The 20,235-nt window shown below is 68.7% G+C and carries 18 protein-coding genes and 1 pseudogene; 3 read left to right on the top strand and 16 right to left on the bottom strand.

Features of this window, described 5'->3' with window-relative positions:
• Positions 1–41 precede the first annotated feature (41 nt).
• The 3 genes from xylF to xylA form a co-directional block, all read right to left on the bottom strand.
• Positions 42–1,070, bottom strand: a complete 1,029-nt coding sequence (xylF, locus tag WJ12_RS19980; RefSeq protein WP_059562535.1) for a D-xylose ABC transporter substrate-binding protein — start codon at positions 1,068–1,070, stop codon at positions 42–44.
• Between the two features lie 104 nt (positions 1,071–1,174).
• Positions 1,175–2,653, bottom strand: coding sequence for a xylulokinase (gene xylB, locus WJ12_RS19975; protein WP_059562532.1), 1,479 nt, complete (start codon positions 2,651–2,653; stop codon positions 1,175–1,177).
• A gap of 4 nt (positions 2,654–2,657) precedes the next feature.
• Positions 2,658–3,980, bottom strand: a complete 1,323-nt coding sequence (gene xylA / locus WJ12_RS19970) for a xylose isomerase (protein ID WP_049036408.1) — start codon at positions 3,978–3,980, stop codon at positions 2,658–2,660.
• Between the two features lie 264 nt (positions 3,981–4,244).
• On the opposite strand from xylA, the gene WJ12_RS19965 reads away from it, so the two are divergent.
• Together WJ12_RS19965 and WJ12_RS19960 are read left to right on the top strand one after the other, a co-directional pair.
• Positions 4,245–5,438 carry a XylR family transcriptional regulator gene (locus WJ12_RS19965; protein WP_059562529.1) on the top strand — a complete coding sequence of 398 codons (1,194 nt, stop codon included), beginning with the start codon at positions 4,245–4,247 and terminating at the stop codon, positions 5,436–5,438.
• A gap of 27 nt (positions 5,439–5,465) precedes the next feature.
• Positions 5,466–6,554 carry an aldose epimerase family protein gene (locus WJ12_RS19960; protein ID WP_059562526.1) on the top strand — a complete coding sequence of 363 codons (1,089 nt, stop codon included), beginning with the start codon at positions 5,466–5,468 and terminating at the stop codon, positions 6,552–6,554.
• Between the two features lie 59 nt (positions 6,555–6,613).
• Here WJ12_RS19960 and yjfF read toward each other — a convergent pair whose 3' ends face one another.
• From yjfF to WJ12_RS19940, 4 genes are all read right to left on the bottom strand, one after another.
• Entirely contained in the window at positions 6,614–7,675 is a 1,062-nt protein-coding gene (yjfF, locus tag WJ12_RS19955; RefSeq protein ID WP_059562523.1) for a galactofuranose ABC transporter, permease protein YjfF, read from the bottom strand.
• Complete coding sequence (locus WJ12_RS19950; protein ID WP_049029265.1) at positions 7,672–8,712, bottom strand: ABC transporter permease; 1,041 nt, start codon at positions 8,710–8,712, stop codon at positions 7,672–7,674. Before WJ12_RS19950 ends, yjfF begins: the two co-directional genes overlap by 4 nt.
• The gene (locus tag WJ12_RS19945) at positions 8,709–10,223 is read right to left on the bottom strand and encodes a sugar ABC transporter ATP-binding protein (RefSeq protein WP_059562520.1); all 1,515 of its coding nucleotides are present in this window, start codon (positions 10,221–10,223) and stop codon (positions 8,709–8,711) included. Before WJ12_RS19945 ends, WJ12_RS19950 begins: the two co-directional genes overlap by 4 nt.
• Before the next feature lie 74 nt (positions 10,224–10,297).
• Positions 10,298–11,260, bottom strand: coding sequence for an ABC transporter substrate-binding protein (locus tag WJ12_RS19940; protein ID WP_006405299.1), 963 nt, complete (start codon positions 11,258–11,260; stop codon positions 10,298–10,300).
• Between the two features lie 490 nt (positions 11,261–11,750).
• On the opposite strand from WJ12_RS19940, the gene WJ12_RS19935 reads away from it, so the two are divergent.
• On the top strand, positions 11,751–12,797 hold the full coding sequence (locus WJ12_RS19935) for a DNA topoisomerase IB (protein ID WP_059562517.1): 1,047 nt from the start codon (positions 11,751–11,753) through the stop codon (positions 12,795–12,797).
• 166 nt (positions 12,798–12,963) lie between these two features.
• Here the strand turns inward: WJ12_RS19935 and hutC are convergent, their stop codons facing one another.
• The 9 genes and pseudogenes from hutC to WJ12_RS36835 all read right to left on the bottom strand — a co-directional run.
• Complete coding sequence (hutC, locus tag WJ12_RS19930) at positions 12,964–13,692, bottom strand: histidine utilization repressor (protein ID WP_034191849.1); 729 nt, start codon at positions 13,690–13,692, stop codon at positions 12,964–12,966.
• 49 nt (positions 13,693–13,741) lie between these two features.
• Complete coding sequence (locus tag WJ12_RS19925) at positions 13,742–15,235, bottom strand: HAL/PAL/TAL family ammonia-lyase (protein WP_034191850.1); 1,494 nt, start codon at positions 15,233–15,235, stop codon at positions 13,742–13,744.
• A gap of 7 nt (positions 15,236–15,242) precedes the next feature.
• Positions 15,243–16,034, bottom strand: coding sequence for an ABC transporter ATP-binding protein (locus WJ12_RS19920; RefSeq protein ID WP_059562514.1), 792 nt, complete (start codon positions 16,032–16,034; stop codon positions 15,243–15,245).
• A 27-nt stretch (positions 16,035–16,061) separates the two neighbouring features.
• Positions 16,062–16,805 carry an ABC transporter permease gene (locus tag WJ12_RS19915; RefSeq protein WP_034191852.1) on the bottom strand — a complete coding sequence of 248 codons (744 nt, stop codon included), beginning with the start codon at positions 16,803–16,805 and terminating at the stop codon, positions 16,062–16,064.
• Between the two features lie 12 nt (positions 16,806–16,817).
• A complete protein-coding gene (locus WJ12_RS19910; protein ID WP_006405306.1) occupies positions 16,818–17,540 on the bottom strand; it encodes an ABC transporter permease in 723 nt (240 codons plus the stop codon).
• 85 nt (positions 17,541–17,625) lie between these two features.
• Complete coding sequence (locus tag WJ12_RS19905) at positions 17,626–18,486, bottom strand: transporter substrate-binding domain-containing protein (protein ID WP_059562511.1); 861 nt, start codon at positions 18,484–18,486, stop codon at positions 17,626–17,628.
• A gap of 636 nt (positions 18,487–19,122) precedes the next feature.
• Complete coding sequence (locus WJ12_RS35050) at positions 19,123–19,350, bottom strand: hypothetical protein (RefSeq protein ID WP_082744793.1); 228 nt, start codon at positions 19,348–19,350, stop codon at positions 19,123–19,125.
• 15 nt (positions 19,351–19,365) lie between these two features.
• Complete coding sequence (locus tag WJ12_RS19900; protein ID WP_059562508.1) at positions 19,366–19,644, bottom strand: DUF4148 domain-containing protein; 279 nt, start codon at positions 19,642–19,644, stop codon at positions 19,366–19,368.
• Positions 19,645–19,996: 352 nt separating this feature from the next.
• Positions 19,997–20,188, bottom strand: a pseudogene (locus WJ12_RS36835) (alpha/beta fold hydrolase); the annotation flags it as partial.
• Positions 20,189–20,235: the final 47 nt, after the last annotated feature.

Genomic DNA, 20,235 nt, shown 5'->3' with positions numbered 1-20,235 from the left:
TGCGCGCGGACGCGCCGGTGGGCCGCCCGCGCACCGCGCCGTTACTGGCTCGCCAGCTGTGCCTGGGTATAGAAGCCGTCCTTCACGACGACGTCGACGTTGCGCTTGGTCAGGAGCGTCGGCTGCAGCAGCACCGTGTCGACCTTCTTCCTGCCGTTGTCGTACTGCGCGTTGAACGCGGGCTTCGTGCCCTTGGCGAGATCCACCGCGAGCTTCGCCGCTTCGCTCGCGATCAGCTTGAGCGGTTTGTAGACGGTCATCGTCTGCGTCCCGGCGATCACGCGCTTGACGGCGGCGAGATCCGCATCCTGCCCGGACACCGGCACCTTGCCGGCCAGATGCTGCGCGGCGAGCGCCTGGATCGCGCCGCCCGCGGTGCCGTCGTTCGACGCGACGATCGCATCGATCCGGTTGTTGTTCGCGGTCAGCGCATCCTCGACGATCCGCAGCGCGGTCGACGCGCTCCACTCCGGCACCCACTGCTGGCCGACGACCTTGATATCGCCGCGATCGATCGCCGGCTTCAGCACCTTCAGTTGCCCTTCGCGCAGCATCTTCGCGTTGTTGTCGGTCGGCGCGCCGCCGAGCAGGAAGTAGTTGCCCTTCGGCTTCGCGTCGACGACGCCCTGCGCCTGCAGTTCGCCGACCTTCTCGTTGTCGAACGAGATGTACGCATCGACGTCGGCGTCGAGGATCAGCCGATCGTAGGACACCACCTTGATGCCGGCCTTGCGCGCCTCGGCCACCACGTTGCCGAGCGTCTTCGAATTGAACGGGACGATCACGATCACGTCCACGCCGCGCGAGATCAGGTTCTCGATCTGCGAGATCTGCCGCTCCTCGCTCGCGTCCGCGGACTGCACGGACACTTTCGCGCCGAGCTTCGTGGCGGCGGCCACGAAATAGTCGCGGTCGCGCGACCAGCGCTCGACGCGCAGGTCGTCGATGCAGAAGCCGATTTCCGGCTTGTCCTTGCTCGCGTGCGCGAGCGGCGCGCCCAGCGCGAGGACCGCCAGCGCGGCGGCGCCGGCCAGTGCATTCAATACGGTACGACGTTTCACGGATTTCATGTCTCCATTCCTCTCTTTATTGGACAACGTCACGAACGCCGGGCGGCCGCCGAAGCCGCTCGCCCATCGTCTTGCCACCGCGCGGCACGGCTTCGTGCGGCGCGTTACGCGCCTGCCGCGAACACCGGTTCGAGCGCCCGGTACAACGCGCGAAACGTCGGACGCCGCGCGTCGCGATACCACGCGTGGCGCGCCATGTCGGGCTCCCGTACCGCGACGACCGGCGGCTGCGGGCACACGGCGTCGAGCGGCGCCTCCGGTTCGAGCGCGAGATGCGCGAGCCGCGCGGCGCCGAGCGCCGGGCCGACTTCGCCGCCCGCGCGCAAGGTCAGCGCGCGGCCGCTCAGGTCGGCGAGCATCTGCGTCCAGTACGCGCTGCGCGAGCCGCCGCCGATCACCGTGATGCCGTCGGGCGCGAGCCCGGCCGCATGCAGCGCGTCGATCCCGTCGAGCAGCGCGAAGCCGACGCCCTCGAGCGTCGCGTTCGCGAGATCCGCGCGCCGCGTATCGGGCGTCATCCCGTAGAACACGCCCTTCGCATTCACGTCGTTGTGCGGCGTGCGCTCGCCACTCAGATAAGGCAGGAACCACGGGCGCTCCGCGCGCGCGTTGTCCTGCGCGTCGGCGAGCAGCGCGGCCACGCCGTCGTACCCGGCCAGTTGCGCGGTGAAATCGATGCAGCCGGCCGCGTTCAACATCACCGACATCAGGTGCCAGGTGTGCGGCAACGCATGACAGAAACTGTGCACCGCCGATTCGGGATTCGCGCGAAACCCGTCCGACACGGCGAAATAGACACCCGACGTGCCGAGCGACAGCAGCGCGTCGCCGGGCCGCACGATGCCCACGCCCACCGCGCCGGCCGCGTTGTCGCCCCCGCCCGCGACGACCGGAATCTCGCGCAACCCGAGCGAGCGTGCGACGCCCGGCAGCAGCGTGCCGGCGATGCGGTTGCCCTCGAACACGGCGGGCACCTGCGCGCGCGACAGCCCGCATGCGGCCAGGAGCCCGTCGTCGTAGTCGCGCTTCGCGACGTCGAGCCACAGCGTGCCGGCCGCATCCGACGGGTCGGTCGCGAACGTGCCGGTCAACCGGTAGCGCAGATAATCCTTCGGTAGCAGCACGTGGGCGATCCGCGCGAATACGTCCGGCTCGTGCCGGCGCACCCACAGGAGTTTCGGCGCGGTGAAACCGGGCATCGCCAGATTGCCGGCGACGGCACGCAACGTGGGCGCCAGCCGCTCGAGTTCCGCGCACTCGGCGTCCGCGCGGCCGTCGTTCCACAGGATCGCGGGGCGCAGCACGTCGCCCCGCGCATCGAGCAGCGTCGCGCCATGCATTTGCCCGGTGAGCCCGATCGCGCCGATGTCGTGCGGATCGATGCCGGCCGCGCGCGCGTCGGCGACCAGCGCCGCCAGCGCGCCGCACGCCGCGTCCCACCAGTCGCGCGGCGCCTGTTCGGACCAGCGCGGCCGCGGCCGGCTCACCGTCAGCGCCTGGCTCGCGCTGGCCCGCACCGCACCGTCGCGGTCGAGCAGCACGGCCTTCACGCCGGACGTACCGAGGTCGACTCCGATATACATGGCGTCAACGCAGCCCGTAGATGGCCTGGTTCACGATGTTCTCGAGCCGCTCCTGCCCGCCGCTCGCATGCTGCGGATTCACGCCGCGCGCGAGCGCGTCGGCGGCGAGCGACTCCAGCGTGTAGCCGCCCGCCAGGATCTCGCGGCCGAATGCGCTGTCCCACTGCGCGTAGCGCTGCCGGCGCAGCGCGTCGAGCCGGTCGTTCTCGACCAGCACGGCGGCGCGCTCCAGCGCCAGCGCGAGCACGTCGATCGCGCCCACGTGGCCGTGGAACAGGTCTTCCGGATCGACGCTCTGGCGGCGCACCTTCGCGTCGAAGTTCATGCCGCCGGTGGTGAAACCGCCGTGGCGCAGGATCTCGTAGAACGCGAGCGTCAGTTCCTCGACGCTGTTCGGAAACTGGTCGGTGTCCCAGCCGTTCTGCGGATCGCCGCGATTCGCGTCAACGCTGCCGAACACGTCGAGCGCGAACGCGTTCGCGATCTCGTGATGGAACGAATGACCGGCGAGCGTCGCGTGGTTCGCCTCGATATTCACGCGGATCTCGTTCTGCAATCCGTATTGCGTGAGGAAACCGTGCACGGTCGCGACGTCGTGGTCGTACTGGTGCTTGGTCGGCTCCTGCGGCTTCGGCTCGATCAGCAGTGCGCCGGTGAAGCCGATCCGGTGCTTGTGCTCGACGACCATCGACAGGAAGCGCGCGAACTGCTCGCGCTCGCGCACGAGATCGGTATTGAGCAGCGTCTCGTAGCCTTCGCGGCCCCCCCACAGCACGTAGTTCTCGCCGCCGAGCCGGTGCGTCGCATCGAGCGCGTGACGCACTTGCGTCGCCGCCCACGCGAACACGTCGGGATTCGGGTTGGTCGCCGCGCCCGCCGCGAAGCGCGGATGCGAGAACAGGTTCGCGGTGCCCCACAGCAGCCGGACGCCCGTGGCCTGCTGACGCTCGCCGAGGTAGTCGGTCATCCGCGCGAAGTTCTCGACGTACTCGCGCAGGCTGTCGCCCTCCGGCGCGACGTCGGTGTCGTGAAACGTGTAGAACGGCGTGCCGAGCTTCGTGAAGAACTCGAACGCCGCATCCGCCTTCTGCCGCGCCCGCTCGAGCGCATCGCCCGGCTGCTGCCACGGCCGCCGGAACGCGCCCTGGCCGAACATGTCGTGGCCCGGCCACACGAACGTGTGCCAGTAGCACACCGCGATGCGCAGATGCGCCTCCAGCGTCTTGCCGAGCACCTGCTTCGTGCGGTCGTAATACCGGTAGGCAAGCGGGTTGTCCGATTGCGGACCTTCGTAGCGAATCGCGGGAATCTGTTCGAAATACGACATGGCGTCTCCGTGCGGTTTCTTGTTGCGGTGCGGCGCGCGGCGCATGGGCACGCGGGCCGGATTCGATCTGGCTGGATCGTGCCCGTGCGCCTGCCCGCCCGCAATTGCGAAATTGCGCAGTACGCTTAACGTTTCTTGCCAGCACGCTGCGCACGGCATGCGTTCCGTCCTACAATCGCCGGACACCCAACCATCGCGCGGCACGCCCCGCGCCCCCGGAGACAACGGCGCGACGCCCCGCACGGCGCGCGCTTCGAGACCGAGATGACCCGCGCCCCTTCCAGCCAGACACCGCACCGCATCGCGCTGCTGTTCAACGCCAACAAGGTCTACGACCGCGAGATCATCAGCGGCATCGGCCAGTACCTGCGCTCGACGCGCGTGGTGTGGGACCTGTTCCTCGAAGACGATTTCCGCTGCCGGCTCGCCGGCATCGAGCACTTCGACGGCGACGGCATCATGGCCGACTTCGACGATCCGGCCGTGGCCGACGCGCTCGCCGGCTCGCCGCTGCCGATCGTCGCGCTCGGCTCGTCTTACGAGGATCCGGCGCAGTACCCGGACGGCATGCCGTATATCGCGACCGACAACGCGAAGCTCGTGTCGCTCGCGTACACGCACCTGATCGGCGCCGGGCTCGCGCACTTCGCGATGTACAGCCTGCCCGTCGCGCAGCAGAACCGCTGGGCGCAGCAGCGCGAGCTGGCGTTCGACCGGCTCGCGCGCGCGGACGGGCTCGACGCGCCGATCTACCGCGGGCTGTCGACGAGCGCATCGGCCTGGAACCACGCGATCGAGCAGCTGATCGGCTGGCTGCACGCGCTGCCGAAGCCCGTCGGCATCATCGCGGTGACCGATGCGCGCGCGCGGCATCTGCTGCAGGCCTGCCTGATCGCCGGCCTCGCGGTGCCGGAACAGGTCGCGATCATCGGCATCGACAACGATCCGCTCACCCGCACGCTGACGCGCATCCCGCTGTCGTCCGTGATCCAGGGCACCGAGGAAATGGGCCGGACCGCCGCGCACCTGCTGCACCAGATGCTGCGCGGCGCGCGTTTTCCCGACCGGCGGATTCTCGTGCCGCCCGTCGGGATCAACGTGCTCGAATCGACACGCCACCAGCCGCTCACGAGCCCGTACGTGATGCGTGCACGCCATTTCATCCGCCAGTACGCGTGCCAGGGCATCAAGACCGAGCAGGTCGCCGACTACGTCGGCGTGTCGCGCTCGCTGCTCGAGGAACACTTCCGGCGCGAACTGCAGCGCACCGTGCACCAGGAAATCCTGCGCCACAAGCTCGAAGCGGCGCAGGCGCTGCTCGCCGGCCGGCAGGCGTCGAGCGCCGAAGTCGCGATCCGCTGCGGGTTCACGTCGCTCCAGTACATGTACGCGGTGTTCCGGCGCGAACTCGGCTGCACGCCGCGCGAATACCAGGAACGCGCGATCGCCGCGCATTGAAGCCGCCTTTACCCATCGAATCCGCCCATGCATATCGATACCGACTCTCTCCACCGGGCGCCCGGCGCCGCACGCGTGCATGCCGAGCCGTGGGGCACGCTGCCCGACGGCGACGCGGTGCGGCGCTATACGCTGCGCAACGCGCACGGGATGCGCGTGGTCGTCAGCGATCTCGGCGCGACCGTCGTGTCGTGGCTCGCACCCGACCGTGCCGGACGCTTCGCCGATATCGTGCTCGCGCACGACACGCCCGCCGAATACGTCGATTCGGGCGTCTACCTCGGCGCGACGATCGGCCGGTGGGCGAACCGGATCGCCGGCGCGCGCTTCACGCTCGACGGCGTCGACTACCGGCTCGATCGCAACGAGCGCGACAACCTGCTGCACGGCGGCGCGAACGGCTTTCACCGCCAGCGCTGGGCGGTCGTCGACGATGGCGGCGGGCTGACGCTGCAGCTCGATTCGCCCGAAGGCGACGCCGGCTTTCCGGGCAACGTGAGCGTGCAGGTTCGCTACGCGCTCGACGACGACGGCACGCTGACGATCGACTACATCGCCGTCACCGACGCGCCCACGCCGCTCAACCTGACGAATCACAGCTACTTCAACCTCAGCGGCCGCGCGGGCAGCGACGTACGCGGCCACGTGCTGAGCATCGACGCGGACGCGTTCCTCGAAGTCGACGACGCGCTGATCCCGACCGGCACCGCCGATGTGACCGGCACGGCGTTCGACTTCCGGCAGAGCGCGCCGCTCGGCGCGCGCCTCGACTGGCCGCACGCGCAACTCGCGCGGGCGCGCGGTTTCGATCACTGCTTCGTGCTGCGCGACGGCGCGCACGCGGTCAGGCCGGTCGCGACCATCTACGATCCGGAAAGCGGCCGAGAGCTGATCGTGTCGACCGATCAGCGCGGCCTGCAACTCTATACGGGCAACTATCTGGATGGCGTGCGCGTGACCGGCGGCACGCGCTGCGCGCGACACGCCGCGCTGTGCGTCGAGGCCGGCGGCTTTCCGGATCAGGTCAACATGGCCGACCTGCGCGACGACGTCATCGTTCAACCGGGCGCCGTCTATCGGCAGACCACGCAATACCGCGTCGGCGTTCGCGCATGACGCGACGCGCGGCGTCGACCTGTCGAGCCGCCGCGCCGCACGCGTTGTCGCGCGATCCGCTACACGCGCCGCATCGTCGCCGATACCAGCGCCGCATCCTCGCCCGTCCCGGCCGGCCGCGCACCGAGCCCCGTGCCGCCCGTGCGCCGCCGTGTCGCATGCCGCTCGATCACGCGCTGCAGCACGCAGAACACGCACAGCAGCGCGCCGATCACGATTCGCGTCCACCACGAACTCAACGTGCCGTCGAACGTGATCAGCACCTGGATCGTGCCGAGGATGCCGACGCCGAACACCGAGCCGATCACGTAGCCCACGCCACCCGTCAGCAGCGTGCCGCCGATCACGGTCGCGGCGATCGCGTCGAGCTCCATCCCCTGCGCCTGCAGCCCGTAACCCGACAGCACGTACAGCGTGAACACCACGCCGCCGAGCGCCGAACAGAAGCCGCTCAGCGCGTAGACGCCGATCTTCGTGCGCGCGACCGGCAGCCCCATCAGCAGCGCCGAGCGCTCGTTGCCGCCGATCGCATACACGTTGCGGCCGAAGCGCGTGAAATGCGCGACGTAGATCGCGACGGCCAGCGTCGCGAGCGCGATCAGCGCGCCCGCGCTCAGCATCCCGCCGCCGACCGGCACGCTGATGCCCGCGATCGCATGGAACACCGGTTCGTTGATCGTGATCGACTGCGTCGTGATCAGGAAGCACGCGCCGCGCGCGAGAAACATCCCGGCCAGCGTGACGATGAACGGCTGCAGACGGAAGTAATGGATCAGCGCGCCCATCGCCGCGCCGTACAGCGCGCCGAACGCGAGCACGAGCGGCACGATCACCCATACGGGCCAGTGCAGCCGCTCGGCGCCGACCGCGCAGAAGATCGTTGTCAGCGCAACGACCGAGCCGACCGACAGGTCGATGCCGCCCGACACGATCACGAAGGTCATCCCGATCGCGACGATCAGCAGGAATGCGTTGTCGACGAGCAGCCCGGTCAGCACCTGCATCGAGAAGAAGCCCGTGTACATCACGGACCCGAAGCCGAACAGCGCGGCGAACAGCACGATCGTCACGACGATCGGCAGCGTGCGCGGATCGGCAAGCCGTGCGAGGAATCGGTTCATCGCGGCGTCGCTCCGGTGGTGGCGCGCGAACGCGCGGCAGGCAGCAGTCGCGACGCGAACCGGACGACGAGCGCACGCGCCGCGTCCGACTGGATCAGCGTCACGACGATCACGACGACCGCCTTGACGACGAGCGTCGCCTCCGGCGGCACGCCGATCGAATAGGTCGTGTAGGTGAGCGTCTGGATGATCAGCGCGCCGAGTACCGAGCCGGCGAGGCTGAAGCGGCCGCCGAGCAGCGACGTGCCGCCGAGCGTCACCGCGAGGATCGCGTCGAGTTCGAGCAGCAGCCCCGCGTTGTTGCCGTCCGCACTGCGCACGTTCGAGCTCGCAAGGATGCCGGCCAGCGCCGACATCACGCCCGAACACAGATAGACGCCGAACACGACCGCGCCCGAGCGCAGCCCGACGAGCCGCGTCGCGACCGGGTTCACGCCGATCGCGCGAATGAACAGCCCGAGCGCCGTGCGGTTCACCAGCAGCGCGGTCGCCGCGATCGTCGCGGCCGCGATCCACACCGCGCACGGCACGGTCGCGAGATAACCGCCGCCCAGCGCGAGGTAGCCCGGCGCGCCGATCGGGATGATCTGACCGCCCGTCAGCAGTTGCGCGACGCCGCGGCCGGCCACCATCAGGATCAGCGTCGCGATGATCGGCTGCATCCCGACGAACGCGACGAGCAGCCCGTTCCACGCGCCGGCCAGCAGCCCGACACCGAGCGCGGCCGCGAGCGCCAGGCCGACCCGCGACGGGTCCGCATCGAGCACGATCGCCGCGGCCGCGCCGGCAATCGCGACGATCGCGCCGACCGAGATGTCGATCCCGCGCGTCGCGATCACGAGCGTCATGCCGAGCGACACGAGCACGAGCGGCGCCGCGCGGTTCAGGATGTCGATCGGCGCGCCGAACAGGTGACCGTCGAGCAGCGCGATCGACAGGAAACCCGGACGATACGCGACGTCGAGCGCCAGCAGCAGTACGAGCGTCAGCACCGGCCACGCGAGCGGATGACGAAACAGCGTGCGCAGCCGCGTCATGACTGGCCTCCCGCGATCAGCCGGTACACCTGCTCCTCGGAAGCGTCGGCGCCGGTCAGTTCGGCGACCTTGCGCCGGTCGCGCAGCACCGCGATCCGGTGGCTCACGCGCACCACCTCGCCGATCTCCGACGAGATGAACAGGATCGCGAGCCCGGTCGCGCACAGCGCGAGCACGCGCTCCATGATGTCGAACTTCGCGGCGACGTCGATGCCGCGCGTCGGCTCGTCGAGGATCAGCAGCTTCGGGGCCGTCGCGAGCCAGCGCGCGAGCAGCACCTTCTGCTGGTTGCCGCCCGACAGCAGCCCGATCGGCTGCTCCGCATCGCGCGCCTTGATGCCGAGCCGGGCGATGTACGTCTCGGCGATCTCGCGCTGCCGCGCGCGCCTGATCAGCCGCCACCAGCCGCGTCGCGCCTGTAGCGCGAGGATGATGTTCTCGCGGATCGACAGCGCGGCGACGATGCCCTCCTTCTTGCGATCCTCCGGACAGTACGCGATGCCGTGCCGGACCGCATCGTGCGGCGACGCGAGCCGCGTGCGCGCGCCGTCGATCTCGATCGCGCCGGTGTCCGCACGCTCGGCGGCAAACGCCAGCTGCGCGGTTTCGGTGCGCCCCGAGCCGAGCAGCCCGGCCAGCCCGACGATTTCGCCCGGACGCACGTCGAGATCGAGCGCACTCATCATCCCGCGCCGGCCGACCTGCTGCATCGACAGGAACGGCGCGGCGCCGCCGGCCGTGCGCTCGACGGCCGCCGCGCCGGCTTGCAGCGTGTCGGACATCCGTTCGCGGCCGGTCATCTTCGCGACCAGCGCATCGACCGGCAGGTCGCGTGCCAGATACTCGCCTTCGCGCTCGCCGTTGCGCATCACGGTGATCCGGTCGGACACCGCATAGGTCTGCTCGAGAAAGTGCGTGACGAACAGGATCGCAATGCCCGACGCCTTCAGCCGGCGCAGCACGTCGAACAGCCGCGCGACCTCGCCGTCGTCGAGGCTCGACGTCGGCTCGTCGAGAATCAGCACGCGCGCGTCGACGGACACGGCGCGCGCGATCGCGACCATCTGCTGGACGGCGATCGGATACGCATCGAGCGAGCGCGTGACGTCGAGCGACAGGTCGAGCTCGGCCAGCGCCGCGCGCGAGCGCGCATGGATCGCGTTCCAGTCGATCGCGCCGCGCCGCATCGGCTGCCGGCCCGCGAAGATGTTCTCCGCGACCGACAGGTTCGCGCACAGGTTCACTTCCTGGTAGAGCGTCTGGATGCCGGCCGCCTCGGCCTCGCGCGGCGCGGCGAAGCGCACCGGCCGGCCGCCGACGCGAATCTCGCCTGCATCGTGCGCATGCACGCCGGTGAGCACGTTGATCAGCGTCGACTTGCCCGCGCCGTTCTGGCCCATCAGCGCGTGGATCTCGCCCGGAAACAGCCGGAAGTTCACGCGCTGCAGCGCGCTGACGCCCGGAAACGACTTGTCGATGCCGATCATCTCGACCACCGGCGGACTCTCCATGCAGCCTCCCTCGAAGCGGTTGCGATCCTCGGGCGGCCGCGATGCGGCGGCCCGAGCCGGACCTGCCCGGCCGGTCAGTACTTGCGGGTCGGCATCACCTGCGCGGCGACGCTCATCGGGAACACGGTCTCGTTCGTGACGATGCGCTTGGGCAGCGTCTTGCCGGCGACGACGTCCTTCACCGCGCTCATCAGTTGCGGGCCGAGCAGCGGGCTGCATTCGACGTCGACGTTGATCTTGCCGGCGATCATCGCCTGGAAGCCGCCCTTCGTCGCGTCGAACGACACGACGCTCACGTCCTTGCCGGGCTTGATCCCGGCTTCCTCCATCGCCTGGATCGCGCCGAGCGCCATGTCGTCGTTGTGTGCGTAGACGACGTTGATCTGCTTGCCGTAGGTCTTCGCGAACGCTTCCATCACCTGCTTGCCGCCGGCGAGCGTGAAGTCGCCGCTCTGCGACGCGATCACCTTGAATTTGGGATTGTTCTTGATCACTTCGAGCAGGCCCGCGCGCCGGTCGTTGGCCGGCGCGGAACCGACCGTGCCCTGCAGCTCGACGATGTTGATCGGGCCCGGGTCGTTCTTGTAGCGCTCTTCCATCCAGTGGCCCGCGCGGCGCCCTTCCTCGAGGAAGTCCGAGCCGATCATCGTCACGAACAGCGACGGATCCTTCACGTCGACCGCGCGGTCGGTCAGGATCACCGGGATGTGCGCGGCCTTCGCTTCGGTCAGCACGGGCTCCCAGCCCGATTCGACGACCGGCGAGAACGCGATCACGTCGACCTTCTGCGCGATGAACGAGCGAATCGCGCGAATCTGGTTCTCCTGCTTCTGCTGCGCGTCGGAGAATTTCAGGTTGATGCCGGCATCCTTCGCCGCGCTCTTCACCGACACGGTGTTCGCGGTGCGCCACGCGCTTTCCGCGCCGACCTGCGAGAACCCGAGCGTGATCGGCTTCTGCTGGGCGAACGTGCCCGGCGCCCATACCGTCGCCGCGGCGACGAGCGCACCGGCCGCCAGCTTCCTGATGAATGTCATGGTCCGTCTCCGATGATGTAATTGTCTGCCGCGGCGCTGTTCTGATTCTGCATGGCGCGAACGCGGTGCGGGGCCGGTGCCGGCCAGCGCGTTCGGCCGGCCCGGTCTGCATGCCCCGCATCAGTCTAGGAACAAGTCCGATAACCTTCCAATGAAATATTGGATTGAGGCGATATCGGAATCGGCATACGTATAAACACCTAAACGCACGCCCCGCCCGTTACAGCCGGCCCTGGCCGCGTTTGCGACGCACTCGCCCGCCACGCCATGTTCCGTTCGGCGAATCCGCCGAATGCCGCCTTCGTCATCGTGTGTTCGTTCGCACGCGTGGTATCGCGGCCGCAGCCGGGCCGGGAACGGCGCACGATTCTTGCTCCCCGGGGCTCGAACCGACGAACGAGCAGGAGCAGAACATGCGTGCAGGATGCCCTCCCGGAACACGGCCCGGCGATACGCGGATCGGCACACGCGTCGATCGACGCGCCGCGGCATGACGAAACGCACGCCATCGCGGCCGAATGCGCGCATGCCCGGCGGGCCCCTGCGTCATGTCGACGACCGTCGCCCCGGCTATACGCGCCGGCGGCTCCGCCACGGCTTTGCCTATTACGGACCTGACGGTGCGCGGGTTCGCGACGCCGACGAAATCGCCCGCATCGACGCGCTTGCGATTCCACCCGCGTACACCGACGTATGGATCTGCATGGACCCGCGCGGACATCTGCAGGCAACCGGCCGCGACGCGCGCGGGCGCAAGCAGTATCGCTATCACCCGCTGTGGCGCGAGACGCGGGACGCGAACAAGTACGCGCGGATGGCCGCCTTCGCGCGGGCGCTGCCGCGCATCCGCGCGCGCGTCGCGCGTGATCTGGCGTTGCCGGGCATGCCGCGCGACAAGGTCGTCGCGACGATCGTCCGATTGCTCGACACCACGCTCGCACGGATCGGCAACGCCGAATACGCGCGGGAAAACGGCTCGTACGGGCTGACGACGCTGCGCAAGCGCCATTTGAAGATCCAGCCCGGCCAGGTGCGGCTGCGCTTCGCCGGCAAGAGCGGGATCGAACACGACGTGACGGTCGACGACGCGCGGGTCGCGCGGATCGTGCGGCGCTGCGCGGAGCTGCCCGGTCACGAGCTGTTCCAGTACGTGGACGATGACGGCGCGCGCCATCCGGTCGGCTCGTCCGACGTGAACGACTACCTGCGTGACGCCGGCGGCGCCGATTTCACCGCGAAGGATTACCGGACCTGGGCCGGCAGCGTGCACGCACTCGGCTTGTTGCGGCGCGTGGAGCACCGCGGCATCACGCACGCGCGCAAGCAGATCGTCGAGACCGTGCGCGCGGTGGCGGACCTGCTGCGCAACACGCCGGCCGTGTGCCGGCGCTGCTACATCCATCCGGCCGTGCTGGACGCCTTCGAGGCGGGTGCGCTCGCCGCGCTCGCGGTCGAGCGGACGCCGCGCGGCCTGCGTGCGGACGAAGCGGCCTTCGTGGCGGTGCTCGGCGCCGTCGGCCGGCGCGCGGCGAAATGACCGTGCGCATCGTGCCGCCGCCCGCTTAGCGACCGGCACTGCCCGGAACCCGTGTCGTCTTCAACCGGGTTCCGGGCGCATGACCGACAGCCGGATCTGCCCGTTTCCCCGAACTCGTTCACACCACAGGCCCGCACGACGCCGCTGCATGCCAGCCCGGCCGCCCCTAGACGCGGCCCGCCAGATGAAACCGCGATGCCGGATGCCAAAGCTGCACCGACGTCGCGACGTGATCGCCCACCCAGGTACGGCGCCGCAGCAACAGGCACGGCTCGCCGATTTCCATCACGAGGTGCCGACGCACCTGCGCATTGGGCTTCTCCGCGTAGATCCTGAACTCGGCACGCTGGATCGGTGCCAGTCGCACCATGTAGTGATTCGGCGTCTCGAGCGTGAAATCCTGCTCGAGATAGTCGGGAAACAAGACCGGATTGACGTAGCGATCCTCGAACTGGATCGGCTCGTCTTCCTCGAAATGCACGATGCGCGAGTGAAACACCGGCCCCGACCGCAGCCCGAGCGCATCGATCGCTTCCGGGTCGACGCTGCGCTCGATCAGCAGCACCCGCGCGCTGTGCCGATGGCCCCGCTCCGCGATCTCGTCCGCGATGTTGCGGATTTCGAGCACCGTCGATTCGTAATGCCGGCGTTCGACGAACGTGCCGGCTCCCTGGATGCGGGTCAGCACGCGTTCGGCCGTCAGTTCGCGCAGCGCGCGCGACACCGTCATCCGGGCCACGCCGAATTCCTTGACCAGTTCGGCCTCGGTGGGAATCGCGCCGCCGGGCTTCCAGTCGCCCTTCGCGATCCGTTCGACCACGTAGCGCTTGATCTGCTGATAGGCCGGCAGTGCACGCGCCGGCCGGGCGGAAAGTTCGCGTTCCGTTTCGTTCATGCGCCCTCGACCGAATGAAAATTGGATGATTCGCCGCGCCCGGTCATCGTCACTGCAACGACGGCGGCACGCCCGCGACGATGCCTGCCGCGATCGCGATATCGTCCGCGAGCGGCCGGTCGTCGTGATACGCCGGCACGCGTTCGCGCACCTGCCGCCACAACGCATCGGTCGACGCGGCCCGCCCCGTTTCGCCCGATTGCAGGTCGTATGCCTGCGCGGCGGCCAGCAGTTCGATCGCGAGCACGCGCGTCGTATTCTCGATGATGTCGAGCGCCTTCAGCGCGGCCGGCGTCGCATGACACAGGTGATCTTCCTGCAGCCCCGACGTGATACCGCCGTCGAGGCTCGCCGGCGCCGCGAGCCGCTGGTTCTGCGCGACCAGCGCGACCGCCGTGTACTGTGCGATCATGAAACCGGAACAACTGCCGCCCGGCGTCGCGAGAAACGCCGGCAGCCCGCTGACGAGCGGATTCACGAGCCGGTCGAGACGCCGCTCGGCGATCGCCGCGACCTGGGCCATCGCGGCCGCGAGGCTGTCCATCGCGAGCGCGATACCCGCACCGACCGCATGGGCCTGCGAATGCGCGACGGGTGCCTCCCGCGTGCCGGCGACGATCGGATTGTCGGTGACGGACGCGAGCTCGCGATCGACCACCTCCGCCGTCACGGCGAACACGTCGCGCGCCGCGCCATGCACGTGCGGAATCGTGCGCAGGCTGAGCGGATCTTGCGTATGCCGGCCGCTCGCCGCGCACAGCATCCCGCTGCCCGCCAGCAGCGCACGCAAGCGCGCCCCGACCTGCCCGATGCCCGGCGAAATCCGCAGCGCGAGCGACGCCGGATCGAATGACGCGAGTTGCCCGCCGAGGTTCTCGAAGCTCATCGCCGCGATCCAGTCGGCCCAGTCGAGCAACCGTTCCGCGCGCGCGAGGGCGAGCGCGGCCAGGCCGGTGACGCACGGCGTCCCGTTGACGAGGCTCAACCCTTCCTTCGCGCCGAGGACGAGCGGCTCGCGACCGATACGGCGCAGCGCCTCGTCGCCGCGCATGCGCTCGCCGCGATGGCGCGCATGACCGTGACCGATGCAGACGAGCGCGACGTGAGCCATGTGGGTCAGATAACCGACCGACCCGTGCGCCGGCACTTCGGGCAGGCAATCGTGCTCGAGCAATGCGACGAGCTGCTCGACGACGTCGACCCGCACGCCCGAATACCCGTGCACGTAATTGTTGATCGCCGCCGCGATGATCGCGCGCGTTTCCGCCGCACCGAGCGGCACGCCGACGCCCACCGCGTGGCTCATCAGGATATTGCGCGACAGCTCGCTCTGCTGGGCCGGCGATACGATCACGTTGCACAGCGCGCCGACCCCCGTATTGACGCCGTACGCGCGAATGCCGCGCGCGACGATTTCGTCGACGAGTTCGCGAGCGGCGACGACGCGCGCGCGGGCGTCGTCGGTCAATGCCAGCGGCGCGCCTGCCGCCACCGCCGCAACCTGGCGCCAGTCGAGCGGCCGTGCCGCGCGGAATACGGTCATGACGGCCTCAGTTGGTGGTGCGGTCGTGGTGGCTCGACACGAATTGCCGGAAGCGCTCGGAGGTCTGGCCGCCGAAGACCGCGTCGGGCGTCCCGTCCGTGTCGACCTCGCCCTGATGCAGGAACATCACGCGATTCGACACGTGCCGCGCAAAGCCCATTTCATGCGTGACGACCAGCATCGTGCGGCCCTCTTCCGCGAGCGAGCGCATCACGCGCAGCACCTCGCCGACCAGCTCGGGGTCGAGTGCCGACGTCGGTTCGTCGAACAGCATCACTTTCGGATGCATCGCGAGCGCGCGGGCGATCGCGACGCGCTGCTGCTGCCCGCCCGACAGGTGGGCAGGATAGTAGCCGCGCTTGTCCGCGAGGCCGACGCGCGCCAGCAGCGCCTCGGCCTCCTCGACCGCTTCGGCGCGGCTGCGCTTTTGCACGCGCAGCGGCCCTTCGACGAGGTTGTCGAGCACCGTCATGTGCGACCACAGGTTGAAGTTCTGGAACACCATGCCGAGCTGCGAACGGATCCGGTCGACCTGGCGGCGGTCGCTCGGGTGCAGCTTGCCGTCGCGCGCGCGCTTCATCGCCAGTTCCTCGCCCGCGAGCGCGACGGAGCCGTCGTCGGGGGTCTCGAGCAGGTTCAGGCAGCGCAGGAACGTGCTCTTGCCCGATCCGCTCGCGCCGAGGATCGAGATGACGTCGCCCTCATGCGCGTCGAGCGAAATGCCCTTCAGCACATGATGATCGCCGAACGACTTGTGGATGTTCTTGACCGACAGCGCAACGGGAGCAGCGGTGTTCATCGAATTCTCCAGGAAGGAATGGCGCGCTCAGGAGGCGACGCGCCGGGCATTGCGGGCCGACGCGGGCGCACTGGACGGCTTCGGCGCACGCAGGTGCGCCGAGAGCCGCCATTCGAGCGCGCCGAGCAGGCGCACGACGATGAAGTTCAGGCCCAGATAGATGACGGCGGCGCAAACGAACACTTCGGTCGTCCGATAGGTTTGCTGAATGATCTGCTGCGCGACGCCCGTCACCTCCCACACGGTGACGAGGCTCGCGAGCGCGGTCGACTTGACGAGCAGCACGGCCTCGGTCGAATACGCGGGCAGACACTGGCGCAGCGCGATCGGGCCGATCACGCGCCGCAACAGCGCGAAACCGGACAGACCGATCGAGTAACCGGCTTCGATCTGCCCGACCGGCACGGCCATCAGCCCGCCGCGCAGGATCTCGGCCGTGTAGCCGGCCGTGCACAGCGCGAGCGACAGGACCGCGCAGACATAAGGTTCGCGCAGCAGCGGCCACATGAAGCTCTCGCGGATCACGCCGAACTGGCCGAGCCCGTAATACACGAGAAACATCTGGATCAGCAGCGGCGAGCCGCGAAACACCAGGATGTACGCGCGCGCAAAACGGTTCGGCAGCCAGTGCGGCGACACGCGCATCGTAACGATCACGAGCGACAGCAGGCCGCCGAGCACGAGCGACGCGAAGAACAGCCCGAGCGTGGTCGGCACGGCCGCGAGCAGCTGGCGCAGCGTATCGAGGAGAAAGCCGAAATCGATGGACATGCGCGTTCTCCGTCAGTTGCGCGCGAAATTGCGGCGGAACGACCGGCCGACGATCGCTTCCGCCCGGTTGAACACGCGGTTCGACAAGCCCGTCATCAGCAGGTACAGCGCACCGCCCGCGACGAAGAACACGAAGTACTGGTGGGTCGAATTGGCGGCGATCTGGCTCGTGCGCAGCAGCTCGGCCAGGCCGGTGACCGAGATCAGCGCCGAGTCCTTCAGGCTCAATTGCCATACGTTGCCGATACCGGGCAGCGCGAAGCGCAGCACCTGCGGAACCAGGATGCGGCGCAGCACCATGCTGCGGGGCATGCCGATCGAGCGTGCCGCCTCGAGCTCGCCCTTCGACACCGCGAGCACCGCCGCGCGATAGACCTCCGCCTGGTAGGCGCCCGAAATCATCCCGACCGCGAGCGCGCCGATCACGAACGGCGGCACGCCGATGAATCCTTCCGCGCCGAACCACTGGCCGACGGCCGTGACGAGCGTCGAGCCGCCGAAGTAGAACAGATAGATGACGAGCAGTTCGGGCACGCCGCGAAATACCGTCGTGTACAGGTCGCCGAGCAGCCGGGCGCTGCGGTAACGCGACAGCTTGGCCGCCGCGATCGCCGCGCCGATCACCGCGCCGACCGCGAGCGCGGCGAGCGTCAGCGCCACCGTCATCAGCGCGGCGAGCAGCAGCACGCCGCCCCAGCCTTCGGTTCCGAAGCCGAGCATTTCAAGAATCGCCATGCGTGCCTCCCGGCAAGCGTTGAGTGAATCGGCAGGATGCCGGCCGCCGCGCGTGTCGCTTACGCGGCGGCGGCCCAATGCGCGCTTACGGCGTGACGTCGGTCTTGAACCACTTGTCGGCGAGCTTCTTCACCGTGCCGTCCGCGAGCGCCGCGCCGATCGCCGTATCGAACTTCGTCTTCAGGTCGGCATCCTGCTTGCGGAACGCAAGCCCTTCGCCCGGCCCCCAGATCGGCCCGCCGAGCTTCGGACCCGCGAGCACGATCGACGCGTTGTCCTTCTTCGCGTTGTTCGCCGCGTAGTACGTGACGTCGTCGAACGATGCGTCGATGCGCCCGGCGACGAGGTCGAGATCGCGCTCGGGGGAGGTCTTGTACACGCGAATCGACGCGATGTCCTTGAAGCTGTCGTTGATGAATTTCGTGTAGACGGTGCCCGACTGGATGCCGATCGTCTTGCCCTTCAGCTGCTTGCGCAGCGCGTCGACGGTGGGCTTGTCCGCGTTGGCGTCGCCCGTCAGCTTGACGATCGGCGCGCCGGGCGCGGCCTTCGGCAGGATCTTGGTGTCGGTGACGGCGAACGTCGCGGGCGTCGCCGCGTACGGACGCGAGAACAGCAGGATCTTTTCGCGGTCCGGCGTGATGGAAATCGCATCCATCAGGATATCGAACTTGCCGGCCTGCAGGCCGGGGATCATCCCGTCCCAGTCCTGCGCGACCATGTTGCACTGCACCTTGATCCGTTCGCACACGTTGGCGAGCAGCTCCGGTTCGAAGCCGCCCAGCTTGCCGCCGGGCAGCGTGAGGTTCCAGGGTGCGTAGCCGCCTTCGAGTGCGACCGTCACCGTTTTCCATTCCTTGGCCTGCACGGGAGCCGCGAGCGTTGCCGACGCGGCCGCGATGATGCCGATCGTCCTGAGTGCCCAGTTGATGCGCTTGCCGTTCACGAGATTTCTCCTTGCGTTGAAGTTCGCCATCCCTTCGGTGCAGCAAGCCGCCTCAGGAATTTGTCTATACAAGCATGCAAGAAGAAAAACGGCGATACAAGCGATGATCAAAAAAAACCGGGGAAACGCGGGAAATCCCCTAATTTCAAGGCTTTCACGTGCCCCATCGAAGAGAATTCGGGCACGGGTTTGGTGCAGTTCGTTCAGATCAATCGCAAGGATGACTAGACAAATTCCGGATTCGATCGGCATCGCCGCTGCCGCGCGACGAGCCATTTCCGTCGATCCGATTCGCTATGCGCGCGCGATTGAAAGCAGCGGGTCGCCGGGGCTGACGTCACGCGTCGAATGTGCGCCAACGCTCACCCCGTGTATCAACACGGCTTCGATCCGGTGCCGCTCGTTGTCGGGTTGTGTGCAAGCCGATGCGGAGCGGTCCGGGTTCCCGAAGGTGAAAGCCTGAACCGGCCCGACTGCAAATCCTTCGATCGCTCGATCGGCATGCGCTTGCCGATCGATCCGGCACGGACGACATCGCGTACCGGACGGCACATCCGTGAACAGGCTTCCGGAAAACCTCGGCAGCGGGCATTTCAATCCCGGTATTTCGTTGCACTCGCCCGTGAATGGCCAGCTTCACGTCCTCCCGTTCGGGACGGGCGCACCCGCGTTGCCGTCACGATGGTCCGGGGCCGATGCGGACCGGCATTGCGCCCCATCAGGCGCGCGCGTCGGGTTCAGTTCACGCAGCACGCTGGCGCGGCTGCCGTCGTCATTCGGCAATTGGGGCTGCCCGCGCGCGAACGCGGGCGCGACCGCCGCCGCGAGCAGCGCGGCGATCGCCAGTCGGGAAAAGCTTTTCATCGCCCGACTCCCCGCTTACTGCGCGCTGGCGGCCGGTACGGACACCGACGCGGTCGCCGTGCTCTGCTCGCCATGCGCAATTGCATAGAGTTCGCGATTGCGCGCGATCGTCTGCGTGCTCGGCGGATAGTCCCAGTTCGACGTCGGCACGGTGCCGTCACGCTGCGCCTGAACGAGATCGGCGATCACGTCGGCGCGGGTCGGACCCGATGACGACGTCTGTGCGAAAGCGGCAACCGGCGTGCCGATGGCGAGGGCGAGCAGCGCGGCAGCTGCGATCAATCTGCGATTCATGATGAAACTCCCCAGAACGGTTCGATGAGGACGCATCGTCGATGCGCCGCCGGCGGAACCGCGGATGCGATTCGCCGCCTGACGCTTTCATTCTGGTGATCGCGACCGGCACGACGCTGACGCCCGGATGACAATCCTGAAATCCGCCGCATCGCGCGCAGGTTCACGACGACGGTAATCGACCTGCGCGGGCTGGCCGATCGGCGGCGGTACCCGAACGCGCGCCAATGCGAAACCGGCACCCGCCCACAGGCGGCCAGTCCTTCGTCACGCCGCCCGCCCGGGCGCGGCCGGCCAACGTCGGCGTGCTGGCCGAGTTCTTCGTCGCGAGGCTGACCGCGACCGGGTGGCGCGCCGGCAGCGTGTCGGGCCGCCCGAAGATCAGCCGGCCGAGCGGGACGATCGACTGCCGCAACCGGTCGGCGGGCAGGCTCGCGAGCGCAGCGCGAGACGCGGCAGGCACCGGGTCCGCGAAATTGACGTCCGGACGGAAGCACGGCGCCACGATCGCATCGAGGAGCGGCGGCACGATGCTGCCGGCCGCGCAGGCGTGCTTCGAGAATGCGGCGCCCGCGCGCCGCCCGTTCGACC

Origin of the sequence: Burkholderia seminalis (assembly GCF_001718535.1) — a bacterium.
GTDB lineage: Bacteria > Pseudomonadota > Gammaproteobacteria > Burkholderiales > Burkholderiaceae > Burkholderia > Burkholderia seminalis.
The sequence above is the reverse complement of the archived record's forward strand: the minus strand, read 5'-3'. Positions and strand labels throughout refer to the sequence as shown.

What these genes read in the sequence shown, in the direction of transcription:
- xylA (WP_049036408.1), bottom strand. Translation starts at nt 3,980, where the DNA reads ATGTCGTATTTCGAACAGATTCCCGCGATTCGCTACGAAGGTCCGCAA.
- xylF (WP_059562535.1), bottom strand. Translation starts at nt 1,070, where the DNA reads ATGAAATCCGTGAAACGTCGTACCGTATTGAATGCACTGGCCGGCGCC.
- WJ12_RS35050 (WP_082744793.1), bottom strand. Translation starts at nt 19,350, where the DNA reads ATGAAAAGCTTTTCCCGACTGGCGATCGCCGCGCTGCTCGCGGCGGCG.
- WJ12_RS19960 (WP_059562526.1), top strand. Translation starts at nt 5,466, where the DNA reads ATGCATATCGATACCGACTCTCTCCACCGGGCGCCCGGCGCCGCACGC.
- WJ12_RS19900 (WP_059562508.1), bottom strand. Translation starts at nt 19,644, where the DNA reads ATGAATCGCAGATTGATCGCAGCTGCCGCGCTGCTCGCCCTCGCCATC.
- WJ12_RS19925 (WP_034191850.1), bottom strand. Translation starts at nt 15,235, where the DNA reads ATGACCGTATTCCGCGCGGCACGGCCGCTCGACTGGCGCCAGGTTGCG.
- WJ12_RS19910 (WP_006405306.1), bottom strand. Translation starts at nt 17,540, where the DNA reads ATGGCGATTCTTGAAATGCTCGGCTTCGGAACCGAAGGCTGGGGCGGC.
- WJ12_RS19945 (WP_059562520.1), bottom strand. Translation starts at nt 10,223, where the DNA reads ATGGAGAGTCCGCCGGTGGTCGAGATGATCGGCATCGACAAGTCGTTT.
- yjfF (WP_059562523.1), bottom strand. Translation starts at nt 7,675, where the DNA reads ATGAACCGATTCCTCGCACGGCTTGCCGATCCGCGCACGCTGCCGATC.
- WJ12_RS19935 (WP_059562517.1), top strand. Translation starts at nt 11,751, where the DNA reads ATGACGAAACGCACGCCATCGCGGCCGAATGCGCGCATGCCCGGCGGG.
- xylB (WP_059562532.1), bottom strand. Translation starts at nt 2,653, where the DNA reads ATGTATATCGGAGTCGACCTCGGTACGTCCGGCGTGAAGGCCGTGCTG.
- hutC (WP_034191849.1), bottom strand. Translation starts at nt 13,692, where the DNA reads ATGAACGAAACGGAACGCGAACTTTCCGCCCGGCCGGCGCGTGCACTG.
- WJ12_RS19940 (WP_006405299.1), bottom strand. Translation starts at nt 11,260, where the DNA reads ATGACATTCATCAGGAAGCTGGCGGCCGGTGCGCTCGTCGCCGCGGCG.
- WJ12_RS19915 (WP_034191852.1), bottom strand. Translation starts at nt 16,805, where the DNA reads ATGTCCATCGATTTCGGCTTTCTCCTCGATACGCTGCGCCAGCTGCTC.
- WJ12_RS19920 (WP_059562514.1), bottom strand. Translation starts at nt 16,034, where the DNA reads ATGAACACCGCTGCTCCCGTTGCGCTGTCGGTCAAGAACATCCACAAG.
- WJ12_RS19950 (WP_049029265.1), bottom strand. Translation starts at nt 8,712, where the DNA reads ATGACGCGGCTGCGCACGCTGTTTCGTCATCCGCTCGCGTGGCCGGTG.
- WJ12_RS19965 (WP_059562529.1), top strand. Translation starts at nt 4,245, where the DNA reads ATGACCCGCGCCCCTTCCAGCCAGACACCGCACCGCATCGCGCTGCTG.